The 12,860-nt window shown below is 63.8% G+C and carries 9 protein-coding genes; 1 reads left to right on the forward strand and 8 read right to left on the reverse strand.

Going from position 1 to position 12,860, the window contains the following annotated elements:
- Positions 1-12: 12 nt before the first annotated feature.
- The 6 genes from ACWYRN_RS06690 to ACWYRN_RS06715 all read right to left on the reverse strand — a co-directional run bounded on the left by ACWYRN_RS06690 (position 13) and on the right by ACWYRN_RS06715 (position 7,795).
- Positions 13-1,017 carry an AAA family ATPase gene (locus ACWYRN_RS06690; protein WP_488691693.1) on the reverse strand — a complete coding sequence of 335 codons (1,005 nt, stop codon included), beginning with the start codon at positions 1,015-1,017 and terminating at the stop codon, positions 13-15.
- Positions 1,018-1,020: 3 nt separating this feature from the next.
- On the reverse strand, positions 1,021-1,641 hold the full coding sequence (locus tag ACWYRN_RS06695) for a DUF4159 domain-containing protein (protein WP_488691694.1): 621 nt from the start codon (positions 1,639-1,641) through the stop codon (positions 1,021-1,023).
- Between the two features lie 13 nt (positions 1,642-1,654).
- Positions 1,655-2,992, reverse strand: a complete 1,338-nt coding sequence (locus ACWYRN_RS06700) for a TldD/PmbA family protein (protein WP_488691695.1) — start codon at positions 2,990-2,992, stop codon at positions 1,655-1,657.
- A 9-nt stretch (positions 2,993-3,001) separates the two neighbouring features.
- Positions 3,002-4,639, reverse strand: coding sequence for a TldD/PmbA family protein (locus ACWYRN_RS06705; protein ID WP_488691696.1), 1,638 nt, complete (start codon positions 4,637-4,639; stop codon positions 3,002-3,004).
- Between the two features lie 173 nt (positions 4,640-4,812).
- The gene (locus ACWYRN_RS06710) at positions 4,813-6,147 is read right to left on the reverse strand and encodes a TldD/PmbA family protein (protein ID WP_229439545.1); all 1,335 of its coding nucleotides are present in this window, start codon (positions 6,145-6,147) and stop codon (positions 4,813-4,815) included.
- Positions 6,148-6,157: 10 nt separating this feature from the next.
- Positions 6,158-7,795, reverse strand: a complete 1,638-nt coding sequence (locus ACWYRN_RS06715) for a TldD/PmbA family protein (RefSeq protein ID WP_488691697.1) — start codon at positions 7,793-7,795, stop codon at positions 6,158-6,160.
- A 313-nt stretch (positions 7,796-8,108) separates the two neighbouring features.
- On the opposite strand from ACWYRN_RS06715, the gene ACWYRN_RS06720 reads away from it, so the two are divergent.
- The gene (locus ACWYRN_RS06720; RefSeq protein WP_488691698.1) at positions 8,109-8,900 is read left to right on the forward strand and encodes a class I SAM-dependent methyltransferase; all 792 of its coding nucleotides are present in this window, start codon (positions 8,109-8,111) and stop codon (positions 8,898-8,900) included.
- 346 nt (positions 8,901-9,246) lie between these two features.
- Here the strand turns inward: ACWYRN_RS06720 and ACWYRN_RS06725 are convergent, their stop codons facing one another.
- Together ACWYRN_RS06725 and ACWYRN_RS06730 are read right to left on the reverse strand one after the other, a co-directional pair.
- Positions 9,247-10,890, reverse strand: coding sequence for a serine hydrolase (locus ACWYRN_RS06725; protein ID WP_488692785.1), 1,644 nt, complete (start codon positions 10,888-10,890; stop codon positions 9,247-9,249).
- A gap of 22 nt (positions 10,891-10,912) precedes the next feature.
- On the reverse strand, positions 10,913-12,769 hold the full coding sequence (locus ACWYRN_RS06730; protein ID WP_488691699.1) for a M1 family metallopeptidase: 1,857 nt from the start codon (positions 12,767-12,769) through the stop codon (positions 10,913-10,915).
- Between the last annotated feature and the right edge of the window lie 91 nt (positions 12,770-12,860).

Below are 12,860 nucleotides of genomic sequence, written 5' to 3' on the forward strand. Positions count from 1 at the left end.
TCAACAGCCAATTCAGTCGACCTTGATCTCGCGTTGCAGCGCCTGCAGGATGTCGGCCATCGCCACACCGTCGGCTTCGGCCTCGAAGTTGCGCACGACGCGGTGCGCCAGCACCGGCAGCAGCATGGCCCCAATATCGTCGCGCGTCACGGCCAGGCGGCCCTGCATCACGGCGCGCGCCTTCGAGGCCAGCACCAGCGCCTGCCCGGCGCGCGGGCCGGCGCCCCAGCCGACGTGCTTCTTCACCGCGGCCACCGTCGTTTCCTGCGGCCGCGTGGCGCGCACCAGGCGCGTGGCATAGCGCACCAGGTGGTCGCCGATCTCGATGTCGCGCACCAGCTGCTGCAGGCGCAAGAGCGTGGCCACGTCCATCGCCGCTTCGGCATCCTGCAGGCTCGAGCGGGTGGTGGCCGCCACCATCATCACTTCTTCGTCCTCGGTCGGATAGACCACGTCGATGCGCAGCAGGAAGCGGTCGAGCTGGGCTTCCGGCAGCGGATAGGTACCGCTCTGTTCAATTGGGTTCTGCGTGGCCAGCACGAAGAAGGGGCGCGGCAACGCATGGGTATGCCCGGCGAAGGTAACCGAGCGTTCCTGCATCGCTTCCAGCAGGGCCGACTGGGTCTTGGGCGGTGCGCGGTTGATCTCGTCGGCCAGCAGCACTTGCGTGAACACCGGGCCGGGCTGGAAGCGGAAGGAGCGCTGGCGGGTCGCCGCGTCTTCTTCCAGGATCTCGGTGCCGACGATATCCGAGGGCATCAGGTCGGGCGTGAACTGCACCCGGCGGAACTGCATGTCGGTGGCCTGGGCCAGCGACTTCACCAGCAGGGTCTTGCCCAGGCCCGGCACGCCCTCGACCAGCGCATGGCCGCCGGCCAGCAGGCAGGTGATCAGGAGTTCGACCACGTTTTCCTGGCCGATGATCACCCGGCCCATGCTTGCCTTCAGTGCGGCGGTCTTGGCCACCAGGCTTGCCACTTCCACTTCATTCCACGCTACCGCATCTTGTTCAGCCACTGCTCAAGCCCCTAACGCATATTGAATGATGTTCACCGCAAAGCGGGTATTGTCGACCGCGAGAAAACGCTTGTTACGGAAGTCGTAGTCCCACTCGCAGCCATAGTCCTTGTTCGAGTACAGCACGCGCACGCGCCCGCCTATCTCGATCGCCTTCAGGTATTCGTGCACCAGGTCGTCGCCCCAGCCGTTCAGCTCCACCGAGGTATTCGGCGGGCCGTCGAACTTGAAGAAGCTCGAATACACCGGATGGTTATTCGGGATCTTCTTCAAGGCCGTGGCCCCGAAGATCTTCGCCATTTCGGCCTCGAACGACTTCGCGAACAGGCCGTCGATGTCGTGGTTGCAGTCGTCCACGAAGACGAAGCCGCCGCCCTTCACGTAGCGCTCGAAGTTCTTGCGCTCGGCCGGGGTGAACTGCACCAGCTTGTGCCCCGCCAGGTAGCAGAACGGGGCTTCGAGCATCTTCGGGTCGGACAGCGACACCATCCGCTCGGCCGGGTCCACCTTCAGGGTGGTGTACTCGACCAGCGAATTGAGCACGTTACTGGGCATGCGGATATCCACGTCCCAGTCGCCCGACTCGTACATCAGGCGCGTGAAGTAAAAATCGTACCGGATCATCTCTTGATGCGATCTACACCGCGTCGGACAGCGAAGTGAAGTTGAAGTCGCGCACCTTCATCGGCGGCAGGATCATCTGGTACGGCACTTCGTCCGGCGCGATCACCTCGGGCTTGCCCAGCTCGTCGACGTTGTTGAGCAGGGTGACCGGGCTTTCGTTGAAGCGGAAGTTCTTGATCGGGTACTTGATCTTGCCGTTCTCGACGTAGAAGGTGCCGTCGCGGGTCAGGCCCGTGATCAGCAGCGACTGCGGGTCGACCATGCGGATGTACCAGGTGCGGGTGACGACCACGCCCTTTTTCGTCGAGGCGATCAGTTCTTCCAGCGACTTGCTGCCGCCGGCCATGATCATGTTGCCGTGGCCCGCAGTCGGCTTCACGCCCTGCTTCTGCGCCCAGTAGCGCGAGTACTCGAGCGAGGCGATGCGGCCGTTCTTGATGATGTCGGTGCGCTGGCGCGCCATGCCGGTCTGGCCATCCCAAGGCATGACTGGCACGTCCGGATTCCACGGGTCGGCCCAGACGTTGATGCGCTCGTCGAACAGCTTGTCGCCCAGGCGGTTCTTGCCGCCGGACTTGGTGAGGAAGCTGCGGCCTTCGTCGGCGTCGCGCGCGCTGAAGGAGCCGAACATATTGCCCAGCACTTCGGAGGTCGCGGCCGGCTCCAGGATCACGGTGTAGCGGCCCGGCTCCAGCGCTTTCGCGTCGACCGAACGCAGCGCCTTTTCGATGGCGACGCCGGCCGCCTCGCGCGCGTCGAAGCGGCGTGCATCGACCGCGGCGCGGCTGACCCAGCCCGAACCGCGGCCGTCTTCGGTGCGCGCGGTACAGGTGTAGGTGAGGTCGGTCATCTCCTGGAAGCCGAACACGCCGTTCGAGTTGGCAATCGCGTTGAAGCGGGTGTTATCGTTGAAGAAGCCGGCGGTGACCAGCTTGTTCTTCTTCGCTTCCTCGATGCTGTAGGCCGCCACTTGCGCGCGGAAGTCCGGGTCGATGTCGGCAGTGGCACGCACGAACGTCGGCGTGGCCTTGTATTCCTGCTTGCCGATGGCCGGCATGAACTCCGGGTTCTCGGGTGCCAGGCGCGCCAACTCCTCTGCCCTTCGCACCGCTTTCTCCAGCGACTTGTCGTCGAACTCGTTCAGCTGGGCGATGCCCGATTTCTTACCGAACGCCACCTGCACGGTGAGGGTCATGTCTTCGTTCAGGCCGGCGGTCGAGATGCTGTTGCGCGCGAAGCGCACGTTGCCCGAGCGGTTGCCGCTGATGTCGACGCTGCATTCGTCTGCCTTCGAGAACGAGAGGACACGGTCGCAGATACGTTTTGCTTCTTCCTGGTTCAGCTGTTTCATGTGTTCTCCTCAACCGATCTTGCGTGCGGTGTTGATGACATTGATGCCGTTGAAGCGCGTGGTGCTCGACCCGTGCGAGACCGCGCTGACCTGGCTCGGCTGGCCCTTGCCGTCGAAGAAGGAGCCGCCCATGCGCCAATCGCGTTCGTCGCAGATGGCGCTGCAGGCATTCCAGAATTCCTGGGTGTTCGACTGGTAGGCCACGTCTTCCAGCGGGTTCGTGATCTTGCCGTTCTTGATCTCGTAGAACAGCGTGCCGCCGAACTGGAAGTTGTAGCGCTGCTGGTCGATCGAGTAGGAGCCGCGGCCGATGATGTAGATGCCCTTCTTGACGTCGGCGACCATTTCGTCCGGCGTCATGCGCGCCTTGCCGGCGGCGAGCGACACGTTCGGCATGCGCTGGAACTGCACGCTGCTCCACGAGTCCGCATACGAGCAGCCGTGCGATTCCTTTTCGCCGATGATGTGAGCCTGGTCGCGCGTGGCCTGGTAGTTCACCAGCACGCCGTCCTTGATGATGTCCCATTCCTTGGCGCGCACGCCTTCGTCGTCGTAGCCGATCAGGCCGAGCGAACCTGGCGTGGTGCGGTCGGCAATGAAGTTCACGCGTTCGGAGCCGAACTTGAATTTCTTGGTCTGCCATTTGTCGAGTGTGGCGAAGCTGGTGCCGGCGTAGTTGGCTTCGTAGCCGAGCACGCGGTCCAGCTCCGTCGGGTGGCCCACCGCCTCGTGGATGGTCAGGAACAGGTGTTCCGGCGCCAGCACCAGGTCGTACTTGCCGGGTTCGACGGATTTGGCGCTGAGCTTCTCGCGCGCCTGCTTGCCGGCCAGGCGCGCATCCTCGACCACGTCGTAGGACTTGGTGTAGAGCGTGGTCACGCCGCCGGCGGCGCGTACCTTGTCTTGCGCGCGCACGTCGAAGTATTCGTAGCCCATGCTCACCGGCGCACCGAGGCCGCCGCGCGAGCGGAACTTGCCGGTGGCCTTGTCAACCGCGGTGGCGGTGATCGGCGCCCACAGGCGGTGGATGTCCTGGTCGATGTAGGAACCGTCGGTGGAAGCGAAATACTTTTGCTGGTTAATCTGGAACAGGTTCGCCGTCATGAAGCTGGCGCCCGCCTCCAGGCCGGCCTTGTTGGCGGCGATCAGCATGTCGGCCTTTTCCTTCACCGGCACCGCGCGCCAGTCCTTCTTGATCGGCGTGGCCCAGCTGACTTCGCCTACGCCCTTCACCGGCGCGAGTTGCACCGGCTCGGTTTGCAGTTTGGCGTTGGCCTTGGCAATCGCTACCGCCTGGCGCGCAGCAGCGGCCACGGCGTCGGGGTGCATGCTGTTGGTGGCGGCGAAACCGTAGGCGCCGCCGGCGATCACGCGTACGCCAACGCCGGTCGATTCGGTGTTGGTGATGTTCTCGACGTTCAGGTCGCGCGTGGTGATGAACTGGTTCAGGTAGCGGCCGATGCGCACGTCGCAGTAGGACGCGCCGGCGCTTGTTGCGGCGTTCAGGGCGGCGTCGGCCAGGGATTTCTTGAAGCTCAGCGCCATCGGGTTGAGCAGGTCTTCGGCCGCGATGGCGTTGCCGAATACCGGGACCAGCATGGCGCCAGCGGTGCCGGCGCCGATTTTCAGAAAACTACGTCGTTCCATTGTGTCTCCGTTGCGTTTGTAGGGTGGACGGCTTCGCCGTCCACGCGTTCAGCCCATGCGTGCGATTCGATGCGTGCGATTCGATATGCAAATGTGCGTGGAACGCGTGGACGGGGGACCCGTCCACCCTACAGGCCAATCACCGGTTATTGGCTGTCGGCCTGCGTTATTGCTTACACCGCGTCCGACAGCGACGTGAAGTTGAAGTCGCGTACCTTCATCGACGGAATCACCATCGGGTCAGGGCCTTCGTCGCCGCCGATCACCACCGGCTTGCCGATTTCCTCGATGTTGTTCAGCAGCGCCACCGGGCTTTCGTTGAAGCGGAAGTTCTTGATCGGGTGCTTGATCTTGCCGTTCTCGATGTAGAAAGTGCCGTCGCGGGTCAGGCCGGTCAGGGCCACCGATTGCGGGTCGACCATGCGGATGTACCAGGTACGGGTAACCAGCACGCCCTTCTTGGTGTTGGCGATCAGTTCGGCCGTGGTCTTGTCCGTGCCGCCCATGATGTAGTTGCCGGCGCCGCCGATCGAGCGCACGCCCTTTTGCTGGGCCCAGTAGCGCGAGTAGTCCATCGAGGCCACGCGGCCGCCCTTGATCAGGTCGATGCGTTCTCGCGCGCGCATGGATTCGTCCCACGGCAGCACCGGCACGTCCGGGTTCCATGGGTCGGTCCAGATGTTCACCTGCTCGTCGAACAGCTTGTCGCCCAGGCGGTTCTTGCCGCCGGCCTTGGACAGGAAGCTGCGGCCTTCGTCGGCGCGGCGCGCGTCGAAGCCGTTGAACATAAAGGCGAGCAAATCGCTGGTGGCGGCCGGTTCCAGCACCACGGTGTAGCGGCCCGGTTCCAGTGCCTTGGCATCGACCGAGCGCAGCGCCTTTTCGATGGCGACGTCGGCCGCTTCGCGCGGGTCGAATTTCGCCAGGTCGCGCGCCGAGCGCTTGACCCAGCCCGAGCCGCGGCCGTCTTCGGTGCGGATGGTGCAGGTAAAGTCGAGCGAGGTCAGGACCTGGTGGCCGAAGACGCCGTTCGAGTTGGCGATGGTTTCGAACGAGGTGGTGTCGGTCAGGAAGCCGGCAGCCACCAGGCCCTGCTTGCGGCAGGCCTCGATGCTGTAGGCGGCGGCCTGGGCGCGGATCTCGGGGTCGATGTCGGCGGTCTTCTGGACAAAGGTGTTCGACTGCCTGAACGCGGCCTTGGCCACGGCCGGCATGAACTCCGGATTTTCCGGCGCCAGGCGCGCCAGCTCCTCGGCGCGGCGCACCACGCGCTCGAGCGACTTGTCGTCGAACTCGTTGATGCTGGCGGTGCCCTGGCGCTTGCCGAAGGCGACGCGCACGGTAATCGACGTGTCGTCGGTCAGGCCGGCGGTGGAGACGGCGTTGCGGGCGAAGCGGATGTTGCCGGCGCGTTTGCCGCCGATGCTGACGATGCATTCGTCGGCCTTGGTCAGCGACAGCACGCGGTCGCAGATGCGCTTGGTTTGTTCCTGGGTCAGGATGGTCATGTGCGTTTCCTTAACCGATCTTGCGGGCGGTGTTGATCACGTTGATGCCGTTGAAGCGCGCGGTCGAGGCGCCATGCGAGACGATGGAAATCTGCGGCGGCTGGCCCTTGCCGTCGAAGAAGGAACCACCCATGCGCCAGTCGCGCTCGTCGCACAGGGCCGTGCAGGCGCTCCAGAATTCCTGGGTGTTCGCCTGGTAGGCCACGTCTTCCAGCATCTCGCCGATCTTGCCGTCCTTGATTTCGTAGTACAGCTGGCCGCCGAACTGGAAGTTGTAGCGCTGCTGGTCGATCGAGAACGAACCGTCGCCGACGATGTAGATGCCCTTCTTGATGTTCTTGACCATCTCGTCCGGCGTCATTTTCTTTTTGCCGGCGGCGAGCGACACGTTCGGCATGCGCTGGAACTGCACGTTGCTCCACGAGTCGGCATACGAGCAACCGTGCGATTCCTTTTCGCCGATGATGTGGGCCTGGTCGCGCGTGGCCTGGTAGTTGACCAGGATGCCGTCCTTGATGATGTCCCACTGCTTGCACTTGACGCCTTCATCGTCGTAGGCCACCGCGCCGAGCGAACCCGGGGTGGTCTTGTCGGCGACGATGTTCACCAGGTCCGAGCCGTACTTGAATTTCTTGGTCTGCCACTTGTCGAGCGTGGCGAAGCTGGTGCCGGCGTAGTTGGCTTCGTAGCCGAGCACGCGGTCCAGTTCCGTCGGGTGGCCCACCGATTCGTGGATGGTCAGCCACAGGTGTTCCGGCGTCAGCATCAGGTCGTACTTGCCCGGGGTGACCGACTTCGCCGTCAGCTTGCGCTTGGCGTCGCGGCCGGCGGCGCGCGCGTCCTCGACGATGTCGTAGGACTGGGTGTACAGGGTGGCGACGCCGCCGGCGGCCTTGATCTTGTGCTCGGGGCGCGCGTCCAGGTATTCGTAGCCCATGCCGACCGGGGCGCCCAGGCCGGCGCGCGAGCGGAACTTGCCGGTCGCCTTGTCGACCGCGGTGGCCGTCATCGGCGCCCACAGGCGGTGCAGGTCCTGGTCGATGTAGGAGCCGTCGGTGGAGGCGAAGTACTTCTGCTGGTTCACCTGGAACAGCATCGACTGCATGAAGTTGGCGCCGCCGTCCATGCCGGCCTTGTTGGCGGCGATCAGCAGGTCGGCCTTGTCCTTGATCGGCACCGTGCGCCAGTCCTTCTTGATCGGCGTGGCCCAGGCCACTTCGCCCACGCCCTTCACCGGCGCCAGCTGCACCGGTTCGGTCTGCAGCTTGGCGTTGGCTTTCGCGATTGCTACCGCCTGGCGCGCGGCGCCGGCGATGCCATCGTTCGTCATGTCCGAGGTGGCGGCAAAGCCGTAGGCGCCATTCACGATCACGCGCACGCCGACGCCGGCCGATTCGGTATTGACGACGTTCTCGACGTTCAGGTCGCGCGTGGTGACGAACTGGTTCAGGTAGCGCCCGATGCGCACGTCGCAGTAGGAAGCGCCGGCCTTGGTGGCGGCGTTCAGCGCGATGTCGGCCAGCGCCTTTTTCGCCGATGCGGCCATCGGATTGAGCAGCTCTTCGGCCGCGATTGCGCGGCCAGCCACCGGGATCAGCATCGAGCCAAAGGCGATGGTGCCGATGTTGAGGAAGGTACGACGTTCCATTCTGTCTCCTGAATTCAAGCTGCTTCTGGGGCGGCGTTCATACGGACCGTGCCGCGTATGTATATGGTGAACTCGTGGCTGCCGGCGCTGCGAGCGCAACGGCAAACTGCTCAACATTATCAGCAACTAAACGTTTTGAATAGGCAATCTTGGCGGCCGATACAAACTGGCTACACGACTACGCACGGCTGCTGCATGCGAGGGCGTTTTTGTATTGACACTCCCTCCGAAGGTGCGCGCGGATTCGCTTGACTGTGCGGTATGCATGCCTGATCATCGGGCGCGACGCTCAACCACAATGGAGACGCAACCGATGAAACGACTGATCCTGGCAGCAGCATTGGCCACTGGCATGATGGGCGCCGCCCACGCCGACGACGCTTTGAAAGCCGCCATCGCCGGCGAACACCGCGCCGCCACCAACAGCGCGCGCGATGTCTACCGCCACCCTTACGAAACGCTGACCTTCTTCGGCATCAAGCCGAACATGACGGTGGTGGAGCTGGTGCCTTCGGGCGGCTGGTACACTGAGATCCTGGCGCCCTACCTGCGCGACAAGGGCAAGCTGATCGGCGCCGGCCAGGCCGTCGCACCGGGTAATCGCTACGGCGAAGCCTTCAAGAAGAAGCTCGACTCGAATCCGGCGCTGTACGACAAGGTCGTGACCAGCGTGTTCGAGCCGCCGAGCCGCTACGAGATCGCCGCGCCGAACAGCGTCGACATGGTGCTCACCTTCCGCAACCTGCACAACTGGGTGGGTTACGGCGACGACTCGGTGAAGACGATTTTCAAGGAAATCCACAAGGTGCTCAAACCTGGCGGCGTGCTGGGCGTGGTAGACCACCGTCTGCCGGCGTCGATGAAGCAGGACGAAAAGGCCTCGAGCGGCTACGTGCACGAGTCGTACGTGATCAAGATGGCCGAGAGTGCGGGCTTCAAGCTGGCGGGGCGTTCGGAAGTAAATGCGAATGCCAAGGACAAGGCCGACCACGACAAGGGCGTGTGGACGCTGCCGCCGGTGCTGGCGAACAAGGACAAGGATCGCGAGAAGTACATCGCGATTGGCGAGAGCGATCGGATGACGTTGAAATTCGTGAAGCAGTAGTAAACGGGGCCGATGGCCCCGTTTTTTATCGTAGCGCCGGCATATTCGTGAGGCAGGAATGATCGGGGCGGTGACCGTACGGTGGGCACGCCGTGCCCACGCGGAAGCCTGATACGGGTTGGCTCCGTTTGATGCCGGTACTCTGCACAGCGTTAGCTGTCGTCCAAGATAAACGTTAGCGATTGTTCTTTGAGACACGTTGTCTCGATATGCGCAACGCGTCCAGAACACGGCCACCGATGACATCGCATTCCGCGTGGGCACGGGGTGCCCACCGTACGGTTTAAGCCAACAATGACGCGCGGGTCGTCGGCGCAATAAAAACGGGGCCGCGGCCCCGTTCGTTTTATTTCTTCGCTGCCGCCTTCACCGGCGTGAACAGCAAATCATGGAAGTCGTAGCTGAAGTCGGTCTCTTCCGACACCGCCTTCATCTTCACATGATCGATGCTGCCGTCATGGTTCAGCGAGAACGTCGCATATGCATCCGCATTGAAGTTGCGTTCCTTCCAGCGCACGATGAAGGTATCGTGCTGGAAGTGCTCCATCTCGCCGGTCAGATCAGGCGTCTTCGAGAACGACATCACCAGCTTGTTGCCATTGCGCTTGACGTTCATGATGCCGTACCACGGGTCCTCGTACTGCCCTTCGTAGGCCGACAGCGCCAGCGACGGCTTGGAGGTGGACGCGCGCGTGGTCGATGCCGACTTCAGACGCGCCAGTTCCTTGGCGTGCGCTTCTTCCTCGACCTCGGACACCAGCTTGATCCAGTCGGTCGGCGTGGAGCCGGTCATGTACTGGTCCATCAGGCGGTACTGCAGCGCGCTCAGGGCGCCGCCGCTTTCGGCGTTCGTCAGGATCGCGATGCCCAGCTTCGATTCCGGCACCAGCAGCACGCGCGAATAAAAGCCCTGCAGTGCGCCGCCGTGCATGGCCACCAGCTGACCCTTGTAGTCGCGCAGCTGGAAGCCCAGGCCGTAGGCGTAGAAGTTCGGCTTGGTGGACGCCAGCGGGCCTTTCGGGGTGTTGATCTTCATCGGCGTCTGCGCGGTCCACATTTCGCGCGATTGCGCTTCGGACCACAAACGCAGTTCCTTGCCGTCGGCACCCTTGGCGCCGGCCACGCGGCCGCCGTCGAGCAGCACCTGCATCCACTTGGCGATGTCTTCGGCATTCGTATTGATGCCCACCGCGCCGACGGCGTTCGCCACCGGCATCGACTTCACGGCGCTGATCTTGTCCTTGATCTTGCTGTGCGCGTTCGAGGCGTTCGGGTTGCCCGCATTCTCCGCCAGGCTGGTGGTGGTCGTGCTCATGCCAACCGGCGTCAGGATGCGTTCGCGCACCGTGTCGCCCCAGGATTTTCCGGACTTCTGGGCAATGATCTTGCCGGCCACGATGTACAGCAGATTGTCGTAGGCATAGCTGCTGCGGAAGCTCGTAGCCGGGCGGATGTAGCGCAGCTTCTCGATGATCTCGTCGGTGGTGAAACTGGTGGTCGGCCACCACAGCAGGTCCCCGGCGCCCAGGCCCAGGCCGCTGCGGTGGGTCAGCAAGTCGCGCACCGTCATTTCGCGGGTGACGTAGGCGTCGTACATCTGGAAGTCCGGCAGATGCTTGACCACCGGGTCGTCCCATTTCAGCTTGCCGTCGTCGACCAGCATGGCCAGGGCGGCGGCGGTAAAGGCTTTCGAGTTCGAGGCGATCTCGAACAGGGTCTTGCCGTCGACTTTCGCCGGCTCGCCGAGTTTGCGCACGCCGAAGCCGCGCGCGGCGATCACCTGGCCGTCCTTGACAACGGCAATCGCAATGCCGGGCACGTCGAAGGCCTTCATGGTGCGCGTGACGTCCTGTTCGAGGTCGTAGGCGCTGACGGGCGCGATGGCGGCGATCGCTGGCGCTGGCGCTGGCGCTGGCGTTTGAGCGTAGGCGCCGGTGGTAGAAAACGCGATGAGGACTGCGGCTGCAAGGTGTTTGAAATGCGGTTTCATCTGTTGCACTCTCTGGTTCCTTTTATTGTTTGGCCATCTGTTTATCGACGCTACCCTGCGTTTCAGGATGGTAGCGTTCGCGGGCGGACTTGTAGACATTCTCGGCCCAGGCTCGGTCTTCCGCATTCGCACGCAGTGCGGTGTACAGCGGCACCACGAACTTCTGGCGGCCGACGCTCATCAGGAAGGCGTTCAGCTGCGGGCGGATGTCGCGGTAGCCGGCGTGCACGGCGGCGCGGTAGAAGCGGAAGGCGACTTCGTTGTTGCCGGTCTTGGCCAGGCCGAATGCCAGGTCCAGTTCCTTCAGGCGCTTCGCATCCACCTTGTTGTCGATATCGTTCAGGAACTTCATCCACTCGGCGGCCGTCCAGCCCTTCGTATCGAGCTTGGCGGTCGGCAGTTCGCCCTCCATCCAGGCGGCGGTGGTCGCGTCCAGCGCAACCAGGCGCTGCGACTTGGCATGCTTCGCGCTCGCCGGAATGCCGGGGCCGTACAGCCATTCGTCGAGTTCGGCGTCGCTCATCACCTGCGGATGCTTCGCCAGCAGATTGGAACGCAGGTAGGCGACGAACTGGTCGGTGGTCACGCTCTGGAAGGCGTGGCTGTCGAACCAGCCGCGCAGGAAGGGATCGAACACGGCGCGGCCGGCGCGCTCTTCGAGCGTGCGCAGGAACCAGGCGCCCTTCGGATAAGCCAGGCCTTCGTCGGTGTAGGTGCTGGAGCCGGTGTCGGCGGCGCGCGTGATCAGGGCCTGCTTGGCCGGCGGGATGTCTTTCAGCGAGTCGATCGCTTCTTCCTGCTCGAGCTGCAGGTTCATCAGCGCGACTTCCTGGCCATACAAGACCTCCAGGATGCGCGTGGTCACGTAGGTCGTAAAACCTTCGTTCAGCCACCAGTGCTTCCACGAGGCGTTGGTCACCAGGTTGCCCGACCAGCTGTGCGCCAGTTCGTGGGCGATCAGGTCGACCAGGCTGCGGTCGCCGGCGATCATGGTCGGGGTGAGGAAGGTCAGGCGCGGGTTTTCCATGCCGCCGATCGGGAAGGACGGCGGCAGCACCAGCATGTCGTAGCGCCCCCAGCGATACGGGCCGTAGAGCGACTCGGCGGCTTCGACCATCTTTTCGGTGTCGGCCAGTTCGTAGGCGGCGGCTTCCATGCGCAGCGGCTCGGCGTAGACGCCGGTGCGTCCGCCCAGGGTGCGCGCTTCGAGTTCGCCGATGCCGATGGCCAGCAGGTAGGACGGAATCGGCTGCGGCATGGTGAACTTCCAGCCGCCCTTGCCGGTCGCCTTCGGGTCGTTATCGGCGCTCATCACCACGCGCAGGCCTTGCGGCGCTTCGATGCGCGCGGTATAGGTAAAGCGCACCGATGGCGTGTCCTGCACCGGCACCCAGGAGCGCGCGTTGATCGACTGCGACTGGCTGAACATGAAGGGACGCTTGCCGGACAGGGTCTGGGCTGGCGTGAGCCATTGCAGGGCGCTGGCGGTGGGGGCTGTGTGGTAGTGGATGCGCACCTTCGGCGCTTGCGCCGGCAGCTGCACGTGCAGGGCCTGGCCCTTCTCCTGGTCGAACTTGTCGAGGCTGTACTTTGCCGGGGCCCAGCGGCCCATGGCGTCCTGGGCTTCGATCTTCGAGATCGTCAGTTCGCGCGTGTCGAGGTCAAGGGTGCGGGCGGACTTGTCGAGCCAGTCGAGCGAGAGTTCGGCAAAGCCGGACAGGGTCTTTTTCTCGAAGTCGGCCTTCAGGTCCATGTGCAGGGCGCGGGTGCGCACCTGGTCGTAGTTGGCGTAGCTGAGCGGGTCGAGCGCGAGGGCCTGGGCGCTGGCCGTGCCGAGGATGGCGCACAGGGTGGCGCGCAGCAAGGTACTGGTTGTCATGGTGTCTCGTTGGTGGTGTGGCCCGGCCCTGGGGCGGGCGGAAGCAGCTGGGCAGGATAGCACTTTAGGGTGGTGTGCGAAAGGATGGGGC

It is taken from the genome of Massilia sp. BAP21, assembly GCF_057801335.1.

What these genes read in the sequence shown, in the direction of transcription:
- ACWYRN_RS06705 (WP_488691696.1), bottom strand. Translation starts at nt 4,639, where the DNA reads ATGGAACGACGTAGTTTTCTGAAAATCGGCGCCGGCACCGCTGGCGCC.
- ACWYRN_RS06715 (WP_488691697.1), bottom strand. Translation starts at nt 7,795, where the DNA reads ATGGAACGTCGTACCTTCCTCAACATCGGCACCATCGCCTTTGGCTCG.
- ACWYRN_RS06710 (WP_229439545.1), bottom strand. Translation starts at nt 6,147, where the DNA reads ATGACCATCCTGACCCAGGAACAAACCAAGCGCATCTGCGACCGCGTG.
- ACWYRN_RS06730 (WP_488691699.1), bottom strand. Translation starts at nt 12,769, where the DNA reads ATGACAACCAGTACCTTGCTGCGCGCCACCCTGTGCGCCATCCTCGGC.
- ACWYRN_RS06720 (WP_488691698.1), top strand. Translation starts at nt 8,109, where the DNA reads ATGAAACGACTGATCCTGGCAGCAGCATTGGCCACTGGCATGATGGGC.
- ACWYRN_RS06725 (WP_488692785.1), bottom strand. Translation starts at nt 10,890, where the DNA reads ATGAAACCGCATTTCAAACACCTTGCAGCCGCAGTCCTCATCGCGTTT.
- ACWYRN_RS06695 (WP_488691694.1), bottom strand. Translation starts at nt 1,641, where the DNA reads ATGATCCGGTACGATTTTTACTTCACGCGCCTGATGTACGAGTCGGGC.
- ACWYRN_RS06700 (WP_488691695.1), bottom strand. Translation starts at nt 2,992, where the DNA reads ATGAAACAGCTGAACCAGGAAGAAGCAAAACGTATCTGCGACCGTGTC.